We start from the raw sequence: 22,215 nt of genomic DNA on the forward strand, positions 1-22,215 counted from the left end.
TTCAAATTGTATAGTCCAGAGAATAGATACACCATTGCATTTTACAATCTTGAGAATTTTTTCGACGCCAAGGATGACCCGCATAGTCTTGATGATGACTTTACACCAGGGGGCCTTCGCAATTGGAACGAGTCCAAGTTTCGAAACAAAAGCCGCAAGATTGCCAGGGCCCTATCGGAAATTGGAAGGGAGGAAAGCAACAGACCTCCCGTGTTGGTCGGTATTGCAGAAGTGGAGAACAAGACGGTGATCACATCCATCCTACAGCAAAAAGAACTTAGAGAGACCGATTATGACTTTGTCCATTTTGACTCTCCGGACGAGCGTGGCATTGACACGGCCCTGATCTATCAGCAGAAACATTTTAAGGTATTGGATGCGGAAACACTACCGCTATTGGTGGACAATGTGAACGGGGCAAGGGATTTTACCAGGGACATTCTCTATGTGCATGGAAGGCTGAACCAAGAAGAAGTGCACGTGTTCGTGAACCATTGGCCGTCACGTGGGGAAGGGGCAGAGGTCACGAGCTATAAAAGGGTGAAGGCAGCGGAGACCATTCTTGCCAAAGTAGAATCCCTCGAAGGGGACAACCCCAATTGTATTATCATGGGGGACTTTAATGACAATCCCAATGCCGAGAGCATCCAGACATTGATGGATACCGGTCGTTTTATCAATCCCATGAAGAAGTTGCTCTCACCGGTATCGGGCAGTGCCAATTATAAAAGGATATGGAGCCTTTTTGATCAAATCCTTCTTTCCCATACCTTTTTGGACCGCAGACCCAACACCCATGGTTTTGTCAAGGCGGCGATTTTCTCCCCAAGATTTCTGAAGGAATGGAAGGGCAGGTATAAGGGAAACCCGTTCAGGACCTTTACTGGGGAGACGTATTTGGGAGGGTACAGCGACCATTTTCCCGTTTATGTGGTTTTGGAAGAGACCCACGATTAATGAAGGAAAAATAATACACATCAAAAAATCCGATTTTCACAACAGGTTTAAGAAAAGTGTAGGACATTTCATCGAAAAAAAATTGTACTTTATCGATAATGTTGATAAATGTCAATACATTCGTAGTCCAAACCTTACCTAAACTTAACTATGTGCTACGGAACACCCACTAAAACTATAAGAGTAATCTCACTCTTTTTGGTTGCATTTTTGGGCATTTTCTCCTCTTTTGGTCAATCCCAAAAGGCCAAAGAACAAATCCGAGCTACATATAAGCAACAAAATATGGCTTCCATCATAGCTGAATGGGAAGCTGAACATCAATCAAAGAAAACGATGATCGGTCAACTGCTTGCTTCAAAGGCATACAGGCAGACCGAAAAGTCAAACGATGGTTCCCAAATAGAGTTAAGGGATATCGGAACCGATGGCACTCCTCTTTTTTATACCACTCTGAACGACCCAACTTCACAAGCTTCCCGAGCACACACTTTGTACAATGAGGGTCTTTTGAACCTTGGATTGAATGGAGGTGGCATGGAAGTAGGTGTTTGGGATTCCGGTGCGGCGCTGACCACACACCAAGAATTCGATGCCAGGGCAAACAATGCCGATGGATCCACCGAGGTGAGCCTGCACGCTACATTGGTAACGGGGAACCTCATATCTTCCGGGGTGGAGCCCAATGCCAAGGGGGTTGCCTATGGGGCCAGTGCCATGACACACGATTGGACCCGGGATAAAATTGAAGTCGCAGAGGCTGCTGTCAATGGATTGCTATTGAGCAACCATTCCTATGGGATACTTACCAAAAGTGTCCCCGATTGGTATTTTGGGGCCTACATCAAGGTGACACAAGATTGGGACAAGATCATGTACAACGCTCCCTACTACCTTATGGTCACTGCAGCCGGAAATGCCCAGAATTCTTACGACAATGCAAGCCCGAATTTTGGAAAAACGGCAGATGGTTTTGATCTGTTGCTAGGATTTACGACCACGAAAAATGGATTGACCATTGCCGGGGCCAATACAGAAATTGATAGCAAGGGTGAATTGATCAAGGCTACCATTGCAGGATACAGTAGTTTTGGACCAGTGGATGACGGTCGGGTGAAGCCAGATCTTGCGGGGGATGGGTCCAATATCCTTTCCACAAGCTCATCCACCAATAGCAGCTATCAAGTATCTTCGGGTACGTCCATGGCCGCTCCTGGCGTCACAGGCTCTCTTTTGCTCTTGCAGCAATACCACGAAGAACTTTTTGGGACCTATATGAAAGCGGCTACGCTCAAAGGTCTTGCGCTACATACTGCGGATGATGTGGACGAGAAGGGACCCGATTACAAAATGGGTTGGGGCGTCATGAATGCCAAAACGGCTGCAGAGTTACTACAGAACAAAGAATACACCACATTGGTGAACGAGGAGACCTTGGCCAATGGCGAAAGTTTTTCCATCACCATATCGGCAAATGGAAACGAACCGTTGATGGCCTCCATTTCTTGGACAGATCCCGAAAGCGAATATGTGAACAAGGGCGATTTGAACAATATGATAGCCGCCTTGACAAACGATCTCGATATCAGGATCACCAAAAACAATGAAACGCACTTGCCCTGGAAATTGGATCCTGCCAAAGCAAATAATGCCGCTACCAAAGGGGACAACAAAGTTGATCCCTACGAAAGGGTCGAGATTGCCAATGCATCAGGAGTATATACCATCACCATTACCCATAAAGGCAATCTAAAGAACGGACTTCAGGATTTTTCACTTATTGTTTCCGGAGCCCAAATTTCCAAATGCGCTATTGAGCAACCTACAGATTTCGTATTGGCATCATCCACCGACCAAGGGGTTGCCATTTCATGGGGGGAAGCTGAAGAGACCCTCTTCGAAGTGCAGTATAAAAGCATAGATGAAGATTCTTGGATGACCGAGTTGGTGTGGGAGAACCAGATTGAACTTGGTAATCTGGAACTGGGCAAGGTCTATGAGGCCCGTGTCCGTTCCATTTGTGCCGAAAACGCCGTTTCCGAATTTTCGGAGACCATCACTTTTGAATTTCAGGGGAAAGAGACCCAGATGATGGAGTTGGTGCCATTGAGCCATCCCCAAGAGCTGAACATTTCCGTGTTCCCCAATCCCGCTGTGGAATATCTGAACGTGGAGGCTGAACTTTCCCAAGATGCGCAATACTCCATTGTCACCACGTCCGGAAACACCATAAAAAATGGCAAGACGCAGGGTTCCATCAATGTATCCTCATTATCTACCGGGCTGTATGTGCTGGTGGTACAGGATTACTCTGGAATCAAGAGCACCAAATTCTACAAAAACTGATTGCTATGGAATCTTTTAAGATCAATCCCCATTTTAATGGGGAAACCCGAAAGTTGGAAAAGTTCCTGAAGTTGATCTTCCTTCCGATCATTCTTTTTTAGACATTTCCATTCCGTCACCCTGAATATATTTCAGGGTCTCATACTTACTCCTTAAAATTGTGCAATATCTGAGATGCTGAAACGAGTTCAGCATGACGATAATCCATGATACTTTTTTAGATATATCGCTTCCCTTCGACTTACTTCGACTACGCTCAGCAACTAACGCTCAGGGTGACAGATCAAAATGACATTTCAACTGCATTCGAGAAAATTAGTGCCATTTGTGTCTCACAAACCATCATACCTTTTTGATCTCATCATCGGATAGCAGTTCCTCATTGCGCATTCGCAAGAATACCTGTGCTGTGGTCACCACGTCCAGTTCGCAATAGGTAACGATTCGATCTAAATCGTTCTCTTCGTAGAACACATCTTTCACCATACTGCCATCCATATCTTCCTTGGGAGAGGGGATGCCCAGTACATGGGCCAATAGCTTGAGCGAGGTATAATGCTTGTAGTCCCCGAACTTCCATAGCTCCAACGTATCCAGATGGGGAACTTCCCACGGCTTTTTGCCAAAAAGGTCCAGTTTGTAGGGCAAGTTGAGCCCGTTGATGACCATTCTGCGGGCTATATAGGGGAAATCGAATTCCTTGCCATTGTGGGCGCACAGTAAGTGCTTGGTCTGACTGAAATGGTCCTTCAAAAGCTGTTTGAATTGTTTTAGGATCTGGATCTCCTCTCCATAAAAGGAAGTTACCCTAAAGCTCCTAGAATCCCCTTTGAAAGTAAAATATCCCACGGAAATACACACAATCTTGCCGAATTCGGCCCAAATGCCGGCACGTTCATAAAAATCCTCGGCACTGATCTCTTCTTTTCGCTGGTACTGCGTTTTTTGTTCCCAGAGAATTTGTGTAGTCTCGTCAAGGTCGGTAAAAAGCCGGCTTTGGGGTACGGTTTCAATATCCAAGAATAGGATATGGTCCAGGTTAAGTTTGTAAAGCATGGTAAAAATTTAAAAAAGAGCAGTCTGCTTGGCAGGGCTCTCGTGTTCCAACAACCATTTTTTTCTATGCAGTCCACCCGCATAGCCAGTGAGGTCTCCGTTGGTTCCGATGACGCGGTGACAGGGCACCACGATCCAAAGTGGATTTTTGCCATTGGCCGAGGCTACTGCACGAATGGCTTTTACATCTCCCAACTTCTTGGAAAGGTCCAAATAAGAAATGGTTTTTCCAAAAGGAATTTCAAGTAGTGCCTCCCACACCTTTTTTTGAAAATCGGTGCCCGAAGGGTTGAGTTTGAGATCGAATTGCTGGCGAGAACCTTCAAAATATTCCTTGAGTTGATAGACGGCATCTTCCAATACCTCTGGAATTATTCCAATTGGTTTATTTTCATCCAGAATGGATATGGAAACAAGCCCATCTTCATCGCCCTGAAACTCTGCAATTCCCACAGGAGTTTGTAAATAAGCAATTTCCATCAGTCCACTTTATTTTTTCCTTCAATAATCCCCAATCGCTTCGCACGGGTCTCCCAGTTCCTTCTGGCAAGCATTTGGAGGTCTTCCACATTGTCGCTTTCGTCCATGATCTCCAACCCGAGCAGGGTCTCTATCACATCTTCCATGGTCACCAGACCGCTTACGGAACCGTATTCGTCCACAATAAGGGAAACGTGTTCCCTGTTCTCCACGAGCTTCTCAAAGAGCTCGGGAATGGGCTTGGATCGAATGGTCACCAAAATATCCCTTCGGATGGTGGAGAGGCTTTCGCTCCCTTTTTTATTGATGATGGCCTCCAAGAGTTCATCTTTCAGGAAAAACCCCGTTATATTGTCCATACGGTCTTTGTAGAGGGGAATCCTGGAGAAGCGCAAAGGTCGGTTCGCCTCGAAAAATTCTTTGATGGTCATGTCCTCCGAGGCAATTTTGAGCACGGTCCTAGGTGTCATCACATCCTTGGCCTTGATCTGTTCGAACCGGAGCAGGTTTTTGATGACCTTGGATTCCGACTCCTGAAATACACCCTCTTCATGGGCAATGTCGGTCATGGCCGTAAAATCCTCCCGGCTCAGCACACTGCCATGGTGGTCCTTGCCTATAAGTTTGGTAAACAACTGGAGTATCCATAAAAGTCCAGTCCATTTTAGGGCAAATACCATAACGGTAAGGGATTTTGCCGTAAAGTTGGCCAATTGCCTCCAGTAAGTGGCCCCAATGGTCTTGGGGATGATCTCGGAAGTGACCAGGATGAGAATCGTCATGATGGTGGAAACAATGCCCACCATAAGGTCTTCGGTAAACCTGAAACCCAAAATGGTACGTTCGGTGGTTCCGTACAGCTCTGCATAGGCTGCTTTGGCCTGAACCCCTACTAAGATGGCACCAACGGTATGGGCAACGGTATTCAGGGTAAGGATGGCGATCAAGGGTTTGTCCACATCCTTTTTAAGGGATTCCAAAGTGGCGGCATACTCCTTTCCTTCCTGCTTTTTTACATTGATGAAAGTTGGGGTAATGCTGAGCAGCACGGCTTCCAAAATAGAGCACAAAAAGGAAAAAAAGATAGAAATTAGGGCATAAAAAATCAGTAGTCCCATGGATTGTTATAGCTTGAGTACCAAGATAGCGAATAGGAATCAATTTTTTGGTTGGATTCCCCCGGCTTTATAAAAAACATCCTGAAGCGCCTGTCTGATGTCCAAACTATACAATTTTCGGTGGTCTCTATTGGGATATACGCGATTGGACAGAAAAATAAAGGTCAATTTTTTAACGGGATCTGCCCAAACAAAAGTGCCCGTAAACCCGGAATGGCCAAAACTTTCCGGTGATGCCAAGGGGGAAGGGTAGGCTTCCTCAAGCGGAAGCTCAGCATTGTTCAACAATGGCTTGTCAAAACCCAATCCTCTATAATTTTCATTTTCTGGATATTGGACCGTGGTGAATTCCTTTACGGTTGCCTCGGAAATGAGTTGTTGCCCATTCGCGGCACCATAATTTTGATAGAACAGCATGATCTTGGCAAGGTCATCGGCCGTTCCGAAGAGGCCCGCATTGCCCGAAACACCTCCCATCAACGATGCATTTTCGTCATGGACCCACCCTTTTACCAAGGTTTTTCGGAAAAGTGTATCGACTTCTGTGGGGACGATGGCGTTCGCGTAGTGCTTGGTACTGGGCAGATATCCCAAGGTGTGACAGCCCAAGGGCCCATAAAAATTGTCTTGCAGATAGGTTTGATAATCCGCTCCTGTGATTTGCTCGATCAATCTGGGAAAAATCAGAAAAGTAAGCCCGGAATACACGTATTTTTTCTCATCGGAAACCTCGGAACGGTTGATGATACGGTCCATTTTCCGCACGAAGCGATGGTTGATGTAAAGGGTATCATACACTTGCCCCTTGAATTTTTTGCTGGGCGACTGCTGTACAAAACGGGATTTTAACTTTCCCTTTCGCATTACTTTCTGAAGGAAGACAATATAGGGCTCCAATCCAGCCTGATGGGCCAATATTTCACGGAGGGTAAGGTCTTTTTTGTCCTTTTGGTTTCTCCAGGGCTTCCAATAGGTGCTGAACGGGACATCCAAATTGAGCTTGCTCTCGTCCACCAACTTCATCAAGGCGGGCAACGGGCCGGTGATCTTGGTCACTGAGGCCAGGTCATACAGGTCGTTGAGCGCTACGGGTTGGATGCTGTCATAGGTGTGGAACCCATATACTTTGTGAAAAACAATCGTATCGTTTTTGGCCACTAGGACCTGAGCTCCGGGAAAGGCTTCGTTTTTGATGCCCATTTCCATGATGGAATCCACTTTTTGGTCGATGTAGGTCTCGTTGAGCCCTAGTTTTGAGGGAAGGGCATGGATGAGTTCATGTTGGGCCGATCCCAAATGGAAACAAAGAACAAAAAACAGAAATGATATGATGATTTTCTTCATGGGCTATCCTAGTGTGCGAACAAAGTCTTTGGCAAAATAACTGGCAATGATGTTGGCCCCGGCCCTTTTGATGGCCGTCAATTGTTCCAACATCACGGCATCGTGGTCCAACCACCCTTTTTCAGCTGCAGCCTTTACCATGGCATATTCGCCGGAAACCTGATAAACCGCAACGGGTACATCCACTTCGTTTCTGATTTCTCGAACGATGTCCAAATAGCACAATCCAGGTTTTATCATCACGATATCGGCTCCTTCATCAATGTCTAATTGGGTTTCACGGACAGCTTCATACCGATTGGCATAATCCATTTGATACGTCTTTTTGTCCTTGGGCACATTGGCCATATCCACAGGAGCGGAATCCAAAGCATCCCGGAACGGACCATAAAAGGCACTGGCGTATTTGGCGGAATAGGCCATAATGCCCGTATTGATAAAACCCTCGTCTTCCAAAGCTTCGCGAATGGTGAGGACTCGTCCGTCCATCATATCACTTGGTGCCACAAAATCGGCTCCTGCTTGGGCATGTGACACACTCATTTCGGCCAATACCTCGGCGGTTTCGTCATTTAAGATCTGTCCCTCGGCCACAATGCCATCATGACCGTAAGAGGAAAAAGGGTCCAGGGCCACATCGGTCATTACCAACATCTGCGGGCAGGCATTTTTGACCGTTTTTATGGCACGTTGCATCAAGCCATTTGGGTTGAGTGCTTCGGTTCCTTTGTTGTCCTTCAACTTGTCATCAACCTTTACAAAAAGGAGTACGGAACACAATCCCATGCTCCACAGGTCCTTTACTTCTTTTTCCAACTGGTCCAGGCTCAGACGAAAATAGTTGGGCATGGAGGGAATCTCTTCTTTGATGCCCTTGCCTTCGGTCACGAAAAGGGGAACCAAAAAATCATCGGGTGTGACAACAGTCTCACGGACCAACCTTCGGATGGATTCAGAAGTACGGAGTCTTCGGGTTCGTATGAGTGGGTACATATCTTGGATTTTTAATTATTATGGGAGTTGGAACAAAACTACATATTAAACCCAATTTTTCGGGTTTTGCAGTACTTCGATCAATTTTTCTTCATCACTTCCTTTTTCGGGATGATGGTCATAGCGCCATTGCACATGGGGAGGAAGGCTCATCAAAATACTTTCGATGCGTCCGTTGGTCCGAAGCCCAAAAAGAGTGCCCTTATCGTGTACCAAATTGAACTCGACATAACGTCCTCTTCGTATTTCCTGCCAATCCCGTTGCTCTTGGGTATAAGGGAGTTCCTTTCTTTTTGTAACAATTGGTATATACGCTTCTAAAAAACTGTTGCCCACCTCTGTTACAAAGTTGTACCAGTCATCTATGCCCATGGTTTCGGTGGCCTTGCAATAATCAAAAAAGAGCCCGCCTACACCTCTGGCCTCATTTCGGTGGGTGTTCCAGAAATATTCGTCGCATTTCTTTTTGTAGTTGGGATAAAATTCGGGATTGTGGGCATCGCAGGCCTTTTTACAGGTTTGGTGAAAATGTTCCGCATCTTCCTCAAAAAGATAGTAGGGGGTAAGGTCCTGCCCGCCACCAAACCACTGGTCAACAATGTTTCCTTGTTTATCGTACATTTCAAAATAGCGCCAGTTGGCATGAACAGTAGGAACCATCGGATTCTTGGGGTGAAGGACCAAACTGAGTCCACAGGCGAAAAAATCCGCCTCTTCAACCCCGAAATAGGCCTGCATGCTTTTGGGCAATGCCCCAAAGACCTTGGAGATATTTACGCCCCCTTTTTCAAAAACAGCCCCATTTTCTATGACGCGGGTCCTGCCACCACCACCTTCGGGACGCTCCCACAGATCTTGCTGGAACTTGGCCTTGCCATCCACTTCTTCCAATGTTGAGGTGATGGTATCTTGCAGTTTTTGGATATAGGCGTAAAATTTATCTTTCATGGCTCTAAAATATGTACCAATCGGTTTTTTAATTGGGATAAATCGGCATCCTCTTCAATTTTAACGGATTCCATAGTCATTTTTTGGAGGACAGTAATGATTTCTTCTTCCGATTTTTCAATGTGTTCTTTAAAAATGAATCTTCCAACGGCATTGTTGTGCAGATCCATCGCCTTGGCCAATGCTTTGTTTGGAAAAGCTTCTTCATGCCAATCGGTTACCTTTTTGGCCCAGTCATAAACCAAGGGTTCTTTATTGTTCCATTTCAGACACCTTTTAGCAATCAAGTAATTCCAAAGCGCATGCCTGAAGGCATTGGCCGGACCATTTTTATGGTGCAACTTACCATAATGCGCCGTGGAAATTTTGATACAATCTTTAGTGGCCCTTATCGTCGGGAAAATAAACAGTGGCCTGCCCAACCCCAACAAAATACCTTTCAGTATATGTTTAAAACTAACTCGTTTTAATACTGAAAATGGGTTCACTCCTGATATTCTTTTACGGCATCAACGAACGCCTTCGCATTTTCCAACGGTATGTTGGGCAAAATACCATGACCCAGATTCACCACATATTTATCTTTTCCAAACTCACGTATCATTTGATGGACCATACTTTTGATCTTATCCGGAGGAGACAACAATCTTGCAGGATCAAAATTACCTTGGAGTGTAACCTTGCCTCCGGTTAAATATCTTGCATTCTGTGGTGAACAGGTCCAATCCACACCCACTGCCGAAGCTCCGGATGCTGCCATTTCCTTTAGGGCAAACCAACAACCTTTACCAAAAACAATCACAGGGGATTCATCTTTAAGGGCATCAACAATCTGTTGGATATAAGGCCATGAAAACTCCTGATAATCCTGTGGGGAAAGCATCCCTCCCCATGAATCGAACACCTGAACGGCATTCACCCCGGCCTTAACCTTGGCCTTTAAATAGGCGATGGTTGTATCGGTGATTTTTTGGAGCAGTTGGTGGGCCAATTCCGATTGGGTAAAACAGAAACCACGGGCCTTGTCAAAACTTTTGCTCCCTTGTCCTTCTACGCAATAGCACAAAATGGTCCAAGGTGATCCGGCAAAGCCGATCAATGGAATGTCATCGTTCAATTTTTCCTTGGTTATGGTGATGGCCTCCATTACGTACCCCAGAGTATCTTCAATGTTGGGAACAATGACCTTGTCCAAGTCTTCTTTGGTGCGGATGGGGTTGGGGAGATAGGGTCCAAAATTGGGTTTCATTTCCACCTCAATATCCATGGCTTGCGGAATGACCAAAATATCGCTGAACAATATGGCTGCGTCCATGCCATATCTTCTGATGGGCTGCACCGTGATTTCCGATGCCAATTCCGGGGTTTGGCAACGGGTAAAGAAATCGTATTTTTTACGGAGTTCCATAAATTCGGGCAAATAACGTCCTGCTTGACGCATCATCCAAACGGGTGGACGTTCCACGGTTTCACCTTTCAATGCCCTTAGGAACAAATCATTTTTGATCATACTTTAATTCTTTTATGGCTTGTACCAACACATTTTCCACAGTTGGTTTGTTGGCTATTTTAATATTTTCTGAATGTTTTTTTGCTTCCGCCGCTGTGGTTTCCCCAATGCAGAACAAAGTGCTGTTTTTCAAGGTATTTTCCAAAAGAAAGCTTTGGATTCCCCTCGGGCTGAAGAACAAAATCCCCTCAAAATCCGTAAAAAAGGCCCTTGGATTCAGGCTCGATCGGTAGACAACAACTTCTTTATACCAAATGTTATTTTTTGATAATATTTGAGGAAGATCATCCCTTCGTTGCTGCCCACAAATGAACACAAAGGCTTCATTTGGATGGTTTTCCACGACAAATTGACCTAAATCCGAGGCATAATTGGTCATTTGGACCATCTGTAGTCCATTGGATTCCAAAAGTGATTTGGTCTTTTCCCCAACACAAAAACATCGGAAGGGTGAACGGTCCAAACCTTTGGTTTGTTGGAGAAATGCATGTACGGCATTCTTGCTGGTAAAAATATAATTCTGATGGTCCAGTGGTATTTTGGTGTCGAGGAATTCGATTTTCAAGGCATCGTATTCCACAAGTCCTAGCCCGGAGTTTAGGAAAAGCTCTTTTTGTGAAGGGGTGAGTATTTTAGTGGAGAGCACTGTTTTCATTTCTGATTTGCTGCATCAATTTGTCCCCGCCCTTGGCCAAGACCTCTTTGGCGCATGTTTCTCCCAAGCCTTTGGCTTCGGCCAATTTCACTTCTTTTTTGATATCGATTTTCTGTTTTCCGTCCAAAGAAAACACCACCCCTTCAAAAAATACCTTTTGGTCTTTAATTTGAGCCAAAGCACCAATTGGCGCGGTACAACCACCTTCTAGGGTGCGTAAAAAATCCCGTTCTATTTTGGTGGCCAGTTCTGAATTGGGGTCGTTCAATTTGGCAAGGGCATCACGGGTAAACTTATCTTTTTCCATGGCAACCACCAACATGGCACCCTGCGCAGGTGCAGGTATCATCCAATCCAGATAAATGGCGTCTTTGGGCAACAACTTGATACGTTCCAAACCGGCCTGTGCAAAAATGGCCCCTTGCCAATCGTTCTCGATCAATTTGATCAATCGGGTGTTTACATTGCCCCTTAAATCTACCACTTGATGGTTGGGGAACCGGTTCAGCCATTGGGCTTTTCTTCTTAGGCTACCCGTGGCAATGGTCGCGGGGCCACTCGATTCCAAAAAAGAGGAACCCTTATGGACCAAGATATCATGGGTGATGGCTCGTTCCAAAACGGCTGCCTGGACAATGCCCTTTGGAAGTTGTGTGGGAACGTCCTTCATGGAGTGCACAGCGATGTCGATTTGACCTTGCAGCATGGCCACGTCCAAAGCTTTGGTGAAAATTCCGGTTACGCCAAGTTCGTACAGCGGTTTGTCCAATACCTGATCACCCATGGATTTAGTGGGCACCAAAGTGGTATCATAACCCAATTTTTCAAGTTTTTCTTGTACGGTGGTAGCTTGCCACAGTGCCAGTTCGCTGTCGCGGGTACCGATTCTTATGATCTTGCTCATTTGGAATCGATTTCTAACTGAAAGACTTTTTGAATCAGTTCCAAGCTGTCCTCGGTATCCACTTCAGAACTTTTCAGGTGGTTGGCAAATTGCTTGGTAATCTTTTGAATGATCCTTTCTGAGATCATTTCGGCCTGATCTTGGTTGAAATCGTTGATCTTTTTAGAGTGAAAGTCGATTTCTTCGGCCTTCATGGTGTTGAGTTTTTCCTTAAGGGCATTGATCACAGGTGCAAACTTTCGGGTTTCCAACCATTTCAGGAAATCTTTTTTGACATGGTCTATGATGGCCTCTGCCTTGGGTACATATTCCTTGCGCTTGGCCAAGGTATCATCGGTAATTTGAGAAAGTTGATCCAGATGAACCAACGTCACATTCTCCAAGTCCAGCACATCATCAGAAACGTTTTTGGGAACAGATAGGTCCAACACCAACAATGGCTTTTTAGGATAGATCAACGCTTTGGAAACCGTAGGTAACTGTGCCCCAGTGGCAACCACCAAAATGTCCGCTTTTCGGATTTCAGTCTGTAGATCGCCATAATCCTTTACCGTCAAATGGAACTTACCAGCAATTTCCTCCGCTTTTTCACGGGTGCGGTTGATCAGGGTAATATGGGAGTTGTTGGAATGCTTGATCAGGTTTTCGCAAGTGTTCCTTCCAATTTTTCCCGTACCGAACAATAGGATGTTCTTCTCGGAAATATCAGCAACGTTGTCCAAAATATATTTTACAGATGCAAAAGCCACGGAAGTGGCCCCAGACGATAGCTCTGTCTCTGTTTTGATACGCTTGCTGGCCTGGATTACCGAATTGCACAAACGCTCCAAGAACGGGTTGGCCATGTCTTGCTTTTTGGCCCGGTAAAAACCTTGTTTGATCTGGCTGATGATTTCAAAATCGCCCAAAATCTGACTGTCCAAACCTGTGCCCACTTTGAACATATGCGTAATGGCATCATGGTTCTTGTACACGTAGGCCACTTCTTGGAATTCTTCCACCGTGCCATGCGTTTGATCACAAAGCAGTTTGATCAGTTGGTAGGGGTGCTGGGCAAAACCGTACAATTCGGTTCGGTTGCAGGTAGATATCGCCAAAAGGCCATCAATCTCCAATTCTTTTGCCTTGGCCAAAATTTGGTCAATAGCAGGAACATCCAGACTGAACTTTCCTCTCACCTCTGCATCTGCCTTCTTGTAACTCAACCCAACGGCGTAGAAGGAATTATGTTTTGAAATATGGTAGTTCCTCATAAAGGATATAATCGCAGCACAAAATTAACAGTGTTGTATCTTTTAAAATAACGCTAGCGGAACTGCAAGGGTATTGGGAAGACATTCAAGGATTAAATTTTACTTAAAATCTGCTAATGCATTGATTTTATTGATAAATTTGATGGATTGCAGTTTAATTTAGAGCCATTCTAAATTAGTTTTATTGAAAATCAATTCAAAGAATCCATATGAAAAATATCGCTGAAGGTTCCTATGACGAAGTTTTTGTGGAAGACGGCATATTCATCCTTAAAATCCAAAACGACACCAAAGAGCCAAAGGTCATTACAAGGGATATTGACAGTTCCTACATCCAGTTCCATTTTTGCTTGAAGGGCCGATCTAGGTTCAATTTCAATGAAGGGAGCTATTACTTGGAAGTGAACGAGGAAAACTCCCTGCTGCTGTACAACACTCAAAAGGACCTTCCGCTGGATTTAGTGGTTTCGCCCAACTCGTGGTTGTTGTCGGTAGTAATGACCATTCGGAAATTTCATTCGCTTTTCTCCGATGAGGCGGATTACATTCCATTTTTGAGCGAGGACAACAAGGAAAAGAAATACTATTCCCAAGAAATGGTGTCACCCGCCATTGCCGTTGTCTTGAGCCAGTTGATGAATTATAATCTGCATCCCTCCATCAAAAAATTGTATTTGAAAGGAAAGGTGTTCGAGCTGATTTCCCTCTATTTCAACAAAACCGAGGACGCCGATTTGGAACAATGTCCCTATCTGGCCGATGAGGATAATGTGCGAAGGATTAAAATGGCCAAGGAAATCATCATTTCGCGTATGGCGGAACCTCCAACGTTACCTGAACTTTCTGAAGAAGTAGGACTGGGCCTCAAAAAATTGAAGGAAGGGTTCAAACAGATTTATGGCGATTCCGTTTATGGCTTTTTGTTCGACTACAAGATGGAATATGCTCGAAAAATGTTGGAATCCGGCAAGCACAACGTAAACGATGTAGGCCTAAAAGTAGGATATAGCACTGCCAGCCATTTTATAGCTTCGTTTAAAAAGAAATTCGGCACCACACCCAAAAAATATGTAACTTCAAATGTGTAAAATAGTATCATGAAACAAATCCTATTCACTTTTTTGAGTCTTGTTCTGGTGACCCAAATCACCGCTCAGGAACCTTCCACAGAAAACAAAGAAGCTAAAATGCCCGAGTTGGTCTTAGTATTTACCAAAACAGAGGGCTATCGACATCAAGCCATAGAAAAAGGGGTGCAAACCTTTCGCGAACTGGGCAGGAAAAATGGTTTTATAGCCCTACAAACGGAGAGCGGTGAAGACTTTACCTCTCAGAACTTGAAAAATTACAAACTGGTCGTTTTCTTGAACACGACCATGGATGTGCTGAACGATGCCCAGCAAAAAGCCTTTGAATCCTACATCAAAAATGGTGGAAGTTATTTGGGGGTCCATGCTGCCTCCGATACCGAATACGATTGGCCTTGGTATGGAAAATTGGTGGGGGGCTATTTTGTGAGCCACCCCGAACAACAAAAGGCTAAAATTGAAGTGGTTGATAAATCCCATCCATCCACCGCACATTTACAAGATGTTTGGATGCATTTTGATGAATGGTACAATTTCAAGGACCTGAATCCCAACGTGCATGTGCTCCTAAAATTGGACGAATCCAGTTATAAAGGCGGCATCAATGGGGACAACCACCCCATTGCCTGGTATCATGAGTTTGATGGGGGCAGGGCCTTTTACACAGGCCTGGGGCATACCGAAGCTTGTTATGATGAACCCGAGTTCCGTCAACACCTTTTGGGCGCCATTGAATGGTGTTTAAAGCGAAAGTAACGTGGGCCTTGCCACAATGATTCCAATATTACTTTTGATGTTCTTGAGATAGTCTGCCAAGGGCAGTTCGCTGATTTCCACCTCCCCTTTTTTACTGGATGCATGGAGAAGATGCAACCTGCCATCGGGTTGATGGATGGCAATGCCGGTATGGGTCACATCCAACCCCTTGATGGAAGTAGCCAAAGCGATAATGTCGCCTGAATGGATAAGATGTTCCTTGCTTGCAATTTGATCTTGGGGCAGGTAACACAATTTTTCCTTGGCCAGTTCGGTTTCTACTTGCTGCATGGCCTGAAAGTTTTCATCACTGGCCAAAAACGGGTACAGGTCTCGGTGTGTTCCCATAAAATCGATGGGTTTTTCCAATGTCACGCCACCAATTTCAGCCGTGATATCCTTTACCAGCCCCTTCTTCTCATTGTTTCGAATCCACTCCGTAAAGTAATGTAAACGTGAAGGATAACCATTCAGTTCCCCGTTTCTATACCGAATGGTTTCTAAATTTTTGACAAAAGCGTCAAAATCCGTTTCCCGATCTCTCAACATCAGGCTGAAGGCCATCACATTTTCAACAAAAGTGGTGCAATCCAACCCGCTAAAATTTACCACAAGCGTTTCGGTGTCGCCCACTTCCAATGTTTTTTCCACATAAGGGATGCCCAAAAAGGATTTCCCAACGACCATAATCGTATCGCCCAAACTAGGGGCCTGGGTTTTTTCCAACACGGCCATTTTGGACTCAAAAAGGGGTTTGTCCTTTGGGGAACAGGTAATTTGTTGAGCCATGACATTTGTTGAAAACACCCAAACCACAAGTAGGCATAAAGTGATGTGATGTGCTCCTCTAATGTTTAAACTTGAAATATTCATGGGGTTTATAATATGTTTTTAATTCTGGATCAATGAACTCAACCTGTATTAAGTCAGGGTAGGTGATAAAGTCCAAATGTAGCGATGTTGAAGTCAAATCCAGGTCTTCGATCCTCAAGTTAGTGTAGGCTTCTTGTATTTCCTCGGGGATTTGACCGATTGTTCCTGAAAAATCTGGGGAAGAATACACGTTCCAAGTTGTTTGGACCAAATCCACAAAGGGTTCACCCTCCTTAATTTCCCACAAGACATCTTTCAATTGAAAATCCAGATTGGTTTCAAATTCATGATTGTAAATGGATTCGTTTAGGACAGTAATCCATTTGTTCTCTGGGATAACAATTTCATCGGGCTTATCACCAAATTTTGTGTAGGCGTATAGAAACTCATCCGTATTATAGCTTATAATGCTCAGATATTTTGAGTAAGAATTTAAGTATCCAAGTTTGAGCGGAGCAGGGGGATTAGTATCTCCAAAAAAATAAGAAGTAAATTTTCCACCACTCAGACTGATTGGTTGGTCATCATCAAAAACAGCTGAAATGGATGATAGACTATAGGTTGAAATTGTGCTGGGCAATTCAACTTCCAAATAACTGTCAAAAGACTTGAAGTCTGAATAATCCAAGGTTATTTCCTCACCATCAGTGGGATCTTCAATGACATAGTATTTTAGATCATTGCTTGAATCGTATATGGTATAGAAGAAGTCGGGATTGTCATAGAGCTGAATATTTTCATGGGATTCGGTACTGGTAAAACCCGGTAGGTCAGGACCACTGGTTGCAACAAGAATCCCTTGTCTATCTGAAATCCATTGGTATTTTGGAGATACTACATTCGCCACAGTAACATTGAAACTGCCTGTGGAGGGATTTCTCGGAGCATAATTGTTTGCACCAGGGCCCAAGGTATATTTCCAGTGTGACCCTAAGGATATGTTCGGATACGATTTTATGATATGCAACATTTCACCTTCAATAGAATTTGTGTAACTGAATAAAGTTATGGTGAAATTGTTTGGTTGTATTTCTCCTTCCATAACTTGGAAATCAAAAGTGTCATCGAATTCAAACTGCTTAAAATCCAATAGGTTACCATTTTCATCGTGGATGATGATCCAATCATCTGTATCGGCGGTGCTACGTAAAACTTCAAAAGTAAAGTAAGTGACCATTTTTGGTTCTTCCTCTTGAGGATTTTCACCGGTCGGATCTTCATTGTCATCAATTATGGGGTCAGACGTCCCATCGCTGGAGCACGATGCAAAAAGAACAGTTAAAGCCAATAATAAAGTTGCTGGATATTTCATGTGCATGGTTTAGTCCCACTAAAGATAAAAAACCAATCAGGTTACCCCCATTTTTTTTGATGAACGGTAATATAAAGTGTTGAAAAATGAAGGCATTTAGTCATTTTGGTTGTCCAGCAACACCCTTGTTCGGGCAATACTTTCTGGATAATTTTCCTGCAAATAAACAATCAATTTTTCGCGAACCAGCACGCGAAGGTCCCAAGCCGTGGGCGAGTCCTTGGCGCTCATCAAGGCACGGACTTCCACACAATTGGGTTTGGAATCGGTGACCTGTAAAACATTCACCTTGCCATCCCAAAGGTCGGTGTTTTTCAATATCCGGGTCAATTCTTCCCGGAGTTTGTCAAAAGGAACATTGTAATCCACATACAAAAACACGGTACCCAGGATATCGGCAGAGGTCTTGGTCCAGTTTTGAAAAGGCTTATCGATAAAATAGGGGGTGGGCACGATCAATCGCCGTTTGTCCCAAATAGCCACGACCACATACGTCAGGGTAATTTCCTCAATTCGGCCCCATTCGCCTTCCACGATCACCACATCGTCCAATTTGATGGGTTGTGCAATGGCAATCTGGATACCCGCCAGAATGGTGCCGATAAATTTTTGTGCCGAAAAACCGATGATGATTCCTGCTACACCCGCAGAGGCAAAAACACTCAGCCCCAATTCACGGATTTCGGGAAAGCTCATCAGGGCAAAGCCGATGGCCAAAAGGATGATGATGAAAATGAAAATCCGCTCCAAAATGGTAAACTGGGTATAGACTTTCCTTGCTTTCAGGTTGTCCGCGACCCCCACATCATAATTTCGAATCACAATTTGTTTAACGATCTTCAATAGAGCGACCATCACCCAGCTCATCGCAAAAATGAACAACAAAGTACTCGCCTTTCTGAACCAAAACCCAGCCTCTTCCAGATTTAGGACATCGCGAAGTGCCTTTATCCTAAGGAGAACGGAAAGGAAGATCAACAATAAAGGTGTGGCCAGTTTTCTAAAGGAACCTGCAGGCAAGAGGTATTTAGGGTTTTTCCCCATTCGTTTCATCAATACGGAAGTGCCCCAATATAAAAACACCAAAACGACCAGGGCAATACCCAGATAGATCAGGGATTCTTTGGAAACTTGTTCTTGAAAAGACTCCATATCCACAAAAGTAGGGAGAAATGCCCATAGATGCGGCCTTGAACAAAATCGAGATTCATTATTTCAGTATAGGAAAGTATTTTGATGTGTAAAGGACAAAGTCGGTGCCGTGTATTATTTTTGCTGCTCAAAACAGAAAGCCGTGCAAAAAGGAGTGTTATTGGTCAACTTGGGTTCGCCCGACAGCCCCACCGCAAAAGATGTAAAACCGTATTTGGATGAATTTTTGATGGACGAGCGTGTCATCGATGTGAATCCTGTCCTGAGGAACATCATTGTTCGGGGTATCATCTTGAACACCCGCCCCAAGCGTTCGGCAGAGGCCTATTCCAAAATATGGTGGGATGAAGGTTCGCCCTTGATCGTCATCTCCAAACGGTTTGCGGAAAAAGTACAGAAACACACCCAATTGCCTGTTGCACTGGGAATGCGATACGGTTCCATGTCCATCAAGGAAGGTTTGCAAGAACTGAAGGAAAAAGGGGTGGATGAGGTGTTTTTGGTGCCCTTGTACCCACATTACGCCATGTCGTCCTACGAGACAGTGGTGGTAAAAGCCATGGACATTCAGGCGGAATTTTTCCCCGAAATGCAAATGACCACTTTACCGGCATTTTACAGCAATCCGGATTTTATAAAAATCCTATCCAAAAGCATAGCCGAAGGGTTAAAGGATTTTGATTACGACCATATCCTATTTTCGTATCACGGTATTCCGGAACGCCACATTAAAAAGTCGGACCCAACCAAGTCGCACTGCAAATTGGATGGCAAATGCTGCCAAACCAACTCTGTGGCCCACCATACCTGTTACAAGCATCAATGCTTGGATACCACTGAATTGGTAAAAAAAGAACTGGGGCTTCCTGAGGATAAAGTGAGCACTTCCTTCCAATCCCGTTTGGGTAGTGATCCTTGGCTACAACCGTTTACCGACAAGGAATTTGAACGCTTGGCCCAGGAAGGTATCAAGAAATTGGCGGTGATTACCCCAGCCTTTGTGAGCGATTGTTTGGAAACCTTGGAAGAAATCGCCATGGAAGGCAAACACCAATTCCAAGAAGCAGGGGGTGGGGATTACATTCATATTTCCTGTTTGAACGATCGTGACGATTGGGCGGAATTGATGGCCGAATGGATCAAAACTTGGGAGAAAAGTGGTGTTTTGCCCGAATACCACATTCAATAATACTGGAAAAAGAAAATTGCCTTATGAAAATTGAACACTTGGAGCATCACCTACAAGAGGTACGAGACCAACTCAAAAGCCATCCCTTGTATGCCCAACTGGAATCGGTGGGGGACATCAAAATCTTCATGGAAAGCCATGTGTATGCCGTTTGGGATTTTATGTCCTTATTGAAAGCGTTACAGCAACATTTGACCTGTACTTCCCTTCCTTGGAAACCAGCTTCGGATGCTTCCGTGGCCCGATTCATCAACGAAATCGTGTTGGAGGAGGAAAGTGATTTTAATGAATTGGGAGAAGCCAAAAGCCATTTTGAAATGTACTTAGACGCCATGGGTGAAGTGGAAGCTGGCACCACCAAAGTGTTGCAGGTCATCTCCACATTTACCGATTTGGAGAAGATTGCAGAACAAATTGAAAGCGCTGATTTGGACCAAGCGGAAAAGGATTTTCTTCAATTTACCTTTGAGGCCATCAATACCCAACAACCTCACATCATTGCCGCTGCCTTTACCTTCGGAAGGGAAGACTTGATCCCTGATATGTTTTTGGGGATTATTGAACAATCTGGTGAAAATGGCCCAAGTAAATACACCAAACTTTCCTATTACCTGAAAAGGCATATTGAATTGGACGGGGACGAACATGGACCCTTGGCGGTTAAAATGATCAAGGCCTTATGCGGTTCCGATGAGCGGAAATGGGAAGAGGTCTTGACCTACAGCAAAAAAGCTTTGGAGCGTAGAATTGGACTTTGGGACAGCATTGCCAAAAAACTGACCGAGAACAAGGATAATTTGGTGGATGCGTTGTAGATTTGAAGCAACCATTCAGCTCACGCTAGTCTTACACCAAAAGAACAATCCTTGGCATGGCCAAAGTTACCTCTGAAGAACTCGGGAAGGAACCCATCGGAAAATTATTGATCAAACAGGCCGTTCCGGCATCCATCGGTATTTTGGTGATGTCGCTGAACGTATTGGTCGATTCCATTTTTGTAGGGAATTGGATAGGATCCATTGCCATTGCCGCCATCAACGTAGTGTTGCCCGTTTCCTTTTTTATAGCCGCTTTGGGGATGGCCATCGGTATTGGGGGTTCCAGTATCATTTCCCGTGCCCTGGGTGCCAACAACCATGAAAAGGCTCTAAAGACGTTCGGAAACCAGATTACGCTGACACTTTTGGTCACCGTGACCATGGTAGTCCTTGGACTGTACTACGTGGACAACCTGATTCCGGCATTTGGAGGTAAGGGAGCCATTTTTGAGCCTGCAAAAATCTACTATACCATCATTTTGTACGGAGTGCCCTTTTTGGCTCTTTGTATGATGGGAAACACGGTAATACGTGCCGAAGGGAAACCCAAATTTGCCATGATTGCCATGATCATTCCTTCCGTTGGCAACCTCTTGATGGACTATGTGTTCATCTACATTTTCGACTGGGGCATGGAAGGGGCCGCATGGGCCACAACCGTGGGTTACCTGTTGTGTTTTGGCTACATCCTTTATTTTTTTCTATCGAAACATTCCGAATTGAAGATCAGCTTGTCCCATTTTGGGTTGGATCCAGCCATTCTTCGTGAAATAAGTTCTTTGGGTTTCGTAACCCTTGCAAGACAGGCGGTTACTAGCGTCACCTACCTGCTCATGAACAATATCTTGTTCAATTTGGGCGGGGAACCCATGGTGGCGGTCTACGCCATTATCGGTCGTATGTTGATGTTTGCTTTATTCCCTGTTTTTGGGGTCACACAAGGCTTTTTGCCCATTGCAGGGTACAACTATGGAGCTGCCTATTACGACCGTGTCAAGGAGTCCATCTTTACGGCAATCAAATATGCCGCCTTGGTAGCGACGTTGGTTTTTGTGGTGTTGATGCTTTTCCCAGGGGAGTTTGCTGCTTTGTTCCTGAGTAACCGACCTGGACTATCCGCGGAGGAACTGGCCACCAATCAATTTGTGTTGCAGCATACCCCATTTGCCATGCGATTGGTATTTGCCGCTACGCCCATCATTGCGCTCCAGTTGATCGGGGCAGCTTATTTTCAAGCGGTGGGTAAAGCCATTCCGGCCTTATTGCTGACCTTGACCCGACAAGGATTTTTCTTTATCCCATTGATTTTGTTGTTACCTCATTTTTTCCAAGAAGCCGGGGTATGGATTTCATTTCCGATAGCCGATGTTTTGGCCACGGTGGTCACGGGCATTTATTTGAGGAAAGAGATCAAGAAGGAACTCACCTGAAGGATGGCATTTCCAAAGAATGTGTAATTTGGG

General features: G+C 44.7%; 21 protein-coding genes. 7 read left to right on the forward strand and 14 right to left on the reverse strand.

Features of this window, described 5'->3' with window-relative positions; translation table 11 throughout:
* Positions 1-6 precede the first annotated feature (6 nt).
* On the forward strand, positions 7-957 hold the full coding sequence (locus D2V93_RS04655) for an endonuclease/exonuclease/phosphatase family protein (protein ID WP_119618592.1): 951 nt from the start codon (positions 7-9) through the stop codon (positions 955-957).
* Between the two features lie 285 nt (positions 958-1,242).
* A complete protein-coding gene (locus tag D2V93_RS04660; RefSeq protein ID WP_245978095.1) occupies positions 1,243-3,303 on the forward strand; it encodes a S8 family serine peptidase in 2,061 nt (686 codons plus the stop codon).
* A gap of 342 nt (positions 3,304-3,645) precedes the next feature.
* On the opposite strand, the gene D2V93_RS04665 is transcribed toward D2V93_RS04660, so the two are convergent.
* The 11 genes from D2V93_RS04665 to hemA are packed head-to-tail and all read right to left on the reverse strand — an operon-like array spanning position 3,646 to position 13,564.
* The gene (locus D2V93_RS04665; RefSeq protein WP_119618594.1) at positions 3,646-4,359 is read right to left on the reverse strand and encodes a 3'-5' exonuclease; all 714 of its coding nucleotides are present in this window, start codon (positions 4,357-4,359) and stop codon (positions 3,646-3,648) included.
* Positions 4,360-4,368: 9 nt separating this feature from the next.
* Positions 4,369-4,839 (reverse strand): methylated-DNA--[protein]-cysteine S-methyltransferase, encoded by a 471-nt coding sequence (locus D2V93_RS04670; RefSeq protein ID WP_119618595.1) that lies wholly within the window; start codon positions 4,837-4,839, stop codon positions 4,369-4,371.
* Positions 4,839-5,957 carry a CNNM domain-containing protein gene (locus tag D2V93_RS04675; protein ID WP_119618596.1) on the reverse strand — a complete coding sequence of 373 codons (1,119 nt, stop codon included), beginning with the start codon at positions 5,955-5,957 and terminating at the stop codon, positions 4,839-4,841. The genes D2V93_RS04670 and D2V93_RS04675 overlap by 1 nt, the downstream gene beginning before the upstream one ends.
* 39 nt (positions 5,958-5,996) lie before the next feature.
* Positions 5,997-7,301, reverse strand: coding sequence for a serine hydrolase domain-containing protein (locus tag D2V93_RS04680; protein WP_119618597.1), 1,305 nt, complete (start codon positions 7,299-7,301; stop codon positions 5,997-5,999).
* Positions 7,302-7,304: 3 nt separating this feature from the next.
* Positions 7,305-8,294, reverse strand: coding sequence for a porphobilinogen synthase (hemB, locus tag D2V93_RS04685; RefSeq protein ID WP_119618598.1), 990 nt, complete (start codon positions 8,292-8,294; stop codon positions 7,305-7,307).
* Positions 8,295-8,339: 45 nt separating this feature from the next.
* Positions 8,340-9,242: an oxygen-dependent coproporphyrinogen oxidase gene (hemF, locus tag D2V93_RS04690; RefSeq protein WP_119618599.1), complete on the reverse strand. Its 903-nt coding sequence runs from the start codon at positions 9,240-9,242 to the stop codon at positions 8,340-8,342.
* A complete protein-coding gene (locus tag D2V93_RS04695) occupies positions 9,239-9,730 on the reverse strand; it encodes a DUF6973 domain-containing protein (RefSeq protein WP_409557887.1) in 492 nt (163 codons plus the stop codon). Before D2V93_RS04695 ends, hemF begins: the two co-directional genes overlap by 4 nt.
* Positions 9,727-10,752 (reverse strand): uroporphyrinogen decarboxylase, encoded by a 1,026-nt coding sequence (gene hemE, locus D2V93_RS04700; RefSeq protein ID WP_119618601.1) that lies wholly within the window; start codon positions 10,750-10,752, stop codon positions 9,727-9,729. Before hemE ends, D2V93_RS04695 begins: the two co-directional genes overlap by 4 nt.
* A complete protein-coding gene (locus tag D2V93_RS04705; protein ID WP_119618602.1) occupies positions 10,739-11,407 on the reverse strand; it encodes a uroporphyrinogen-III synthase in 669 nt (222 codons plus the stop codon). The genes hemE and D2V93_RS04705 overlap by 14 nt, the downstream gene beginning before the upstream one ends.
* The gene (gene hemC / locus D2V93_RS04710) at positions 11,385-12,311 is read right to left on the reverse strand and encodes a hydroxymethylbilane synthase (RefSeq protein WP_119618603.1); all 927 of its coding nucleotides are present in this window, start codon (positions 12,309-12,311) and stop codon (positions 11,385-11,387) included. The genes D2V93_RS04705 and hemC overlap by 23 nt, the downstream gene beginning before the upstream one ends.
* On the reverse strand, positions 12,308-13,564 hold the full coding sequence (gene hemA, locus D2V93_RS04715; RefSeq protein ID WP_119618604.1) for a glutamyl-tRNA reductase: 1,257 nt from the start codon (positions 13,562-13,564) through the stop codon (positions 12,308-12,310). Before hemA ends, hemC begins: the two co-directional genes overlap by 4 nt.
* Positions 13,565-13,773: 209 nt before the next feature.
* Between hemA and D2V93_RS04720 the strand changes: the two genes are divergently transcribed.
* A complete protein-coding gene (locus tag D2V93_RS04720) occupies positions 13,774-14,652 on the forward strand; it encodes a helix-turn-helix domain-containing protein (RefSeq protein ID WP_119618605.1) in 879 nt (292 codons plus the stop codon).
* Positions 14,653-14,661: 9 nt separating this feature from the next.
* Entirely contained in the window at positions 14,662-15,408 is a 747-nt protein-coding gene (locus D2V93_RS04725) for a ThuA domain-containing protein (RefSeq protein WP_119618606.1), read from the forward strand.
* On the opposite strand, the gene D2V93_RS04730 is transcribed toward D2V93_RS04725, so the two are convergent.
* From D2V93_RS04730 to D2V93_RS04740, 3 genes are all read right to left on the reverse strand, one after another.
* Entirely contained in the window at positions 15,394-16,197 is an 804-nt protein-coding gene (locus tag D2V93_RS04730; RefSeq protein ID WP_182849940.1) for an N-acetylmuramoyl-L-alanine amidase-like domain-containing protein, read from the reverse strand. The genes D2V93_RS04725 and D2V93_RS04730 overlap by 15 nt on opposite strands.
* Before the next feature lie 58 nt (positions 16,198-16,255).
* Entirely contained in the window at positions 16,256-17,593 is a 1,338-nt protein-coding gene (locus tag D2V93_RS04735; RefSeq protein ID WP_147377363.1) for a hypothetical protein, read from the reverse strand.
* Positions 17,594-17,689: 96 nt separating this feature from the next.
* Positions 17,690-18,745 carry a mechanosensitive ion channel family protein gene (locus D2V93_RS04740; protein ID WP_119618609.1) on the reverse strand — a complete coding sequence of 352 codons (1,056 nt, stop codon included), beginning with the start codon at positions 18,743-18,745 and terminating at the stop codon, positions 17,690-17,692.
* 142 nt (positions 18,746-18,887) lie between these two features.
* Between D2V93_RS04740 and hemH the strand changes: the two genes are divergently transcribed.
* From hemH to D2V93_RS04755, 3 genes are read left to right on the forward strand one after another with little or no spacing between them, the layout of a single operon-like run.
* A complete protein-coding gene (hemH, locus tag D2V93_RS04745) occupies positions 18,888-19,934 on the forward strand; it encodes a ferrochelatase (protein ID WP_119618610.1) in 1,047 nt (348 codons plus the stop codon).
* A gap of 23 nt (positions 19,935-19,957) precedes the next feature.
* Positions 19,958-20,749 (forward strand): DUF3050 domain-containing protein, encoded by a 792-nt coding sequence (locus D2V93_RS04750; protein WP_119618611.1) that lies wholly within the window; start codon positions 19,958-19,960, stop codon positions 20,747-20,749.
* Between the two features lie 56 nt (positions 20,750-20,805).
* Positions 20,806-22,182: an MATE family efflux transporter gene (locus D2V93_RS04755; RefSeq protein ID WP_119618612.1), complete on the forward strand. Its 1,377-nt coding sequence runs from the start codon at positions 20,806-20,808 to the stop codon at positions 22,180-22,182.
* Positions 22,183-22,215 lie beyond the last annotated feature (33 nt).

Source organism: Flagellimonas taeanensis (genome assembly GCF_003584105.1).
Taxonomy (GTDB): domain Bacteria; phylum Bacteroidota; class Bacteroidia; order Flavobacteriales; family Flavobacteriaceae; genus Flagellimonas; species Flagellimonas taeanensis.

Coding starts and splice junctions, on each gene's coding strand:
- D2V93_RS04660 (WP_245978095.1), top strand. CDS start 1,243: ATGGCTTCCATCATAGCTGAATGGGAAGCTGAACATCAATCAAAGAAA.
- D2V93_RS04665 (WP_119618594.1), bottom strand. CDS start 4,359: ATGCTTTACAAACTTAACCTGGACCATATCCTATTCTTGGATATTGAA.
- D2V93_RS04670 (WP_119618595.1), bottom strand. CDS start 4,839: ATGGAAATTGCTTATTTACAAACTCCTGTGGGAATTGCAGAGTTTCAG.
- D2V93_RS04675 (WP_119618596.1), bottom strand. CDS start 5,957: ATGGGACTACTGATTTTTTATGCCCTAATTTCTATCTTTTTTTCCTTT.
- D2V93_RS04680 (WP_119618597.1), bottom strand. CDS start 7,301: ATGAAGAAAATCATCATATCATTTCTGTTTTTTGTTCTTTGTTTCCAT.
- hemB (WP_119618598.1), bottom strand. CDS start 8,294: ATGTACCCACTCATACGAACCCGAAGACTCCGTACTTCTGAATCCATC.
- hemF (WP_119618599.1), bottom strand. CDS start 9,242: ATGAAAGATAAATTTTACGCCTATATCCAAAAACTGCAAGATACCATC.
- hemE (WP_119618601.1), bottom strand. CDS start 10,752: ATGATCAAAAATGATTTGTTCCTAAGGGCATTGAAAGGTGAAACCGTG.
- D2V93_RS04705 (WP_119618602.1), bottom strand. CDS start 11,407: ATGAAAACAGTGCTCTCCACTAAAATACTCACCCCTTCACAAAAAGAG.
- hemC (WP_119618603.1), bottom strand. CDS start 12,311: ATGAGCAAGATCATAAGAATCGGTACCCGCGACAGCGAACTGGCACTG.
- hemA (WP_119618604.1), bottom strand. CDS start 13,564: ATGAGGAACTACCATATTTCAAAACATAATTCCTTCTACGCCGTTGGG.
- D2V93_RS04720 (WP_119618605.1), top strand. CDS start 13,774: ATGAAAAATATCGCTGAAGGTTCCTATGACGAAGTTTTTGTGGAAGAC.
- D2V93_RS04725 (WP_119618606.1), top strand. CDS start 14,662: ATGAAACAAATCCTATTCACTTTTTTGAGTCTTGTTCTGGTGACCCAA.
- D2V93_RS04730 (WP_182849940.1), bottom strand. CDS start 16,197: ATGGCTCAACAAATTACCTGTTCCCCAAAGGACAAACCCCTTTTTGAG.
- D2V93_RS04735 (WP_147377363.1), bottom strand. CDS start 17,593: ATGAAATATCCAGCAACTTTATTATTGGCTTTAACTGTTCTTTTTGCA.
- D2V93_RS04740 (WP_119618609.1), bottom strand. CDS start 18,745: ATGGAGTCTTTTCAAGAACAAGTTTCCAAAGAATCCCTGATCTATCTG.
- D2V93_RS04750 (WP_119618611.1), top strand. CDS start 19,958: ATGAAAATTGAACACTTGGAGCATCACCTACAAGAGGTACGAGACCAA.
- D2V93_RS04755 (WP_119618612.1), top strand. CDS start 20,806: ATGGCCAAAGTTACCTCTGAAGAACTCGGGAAGGAACCCATCGGAAAA.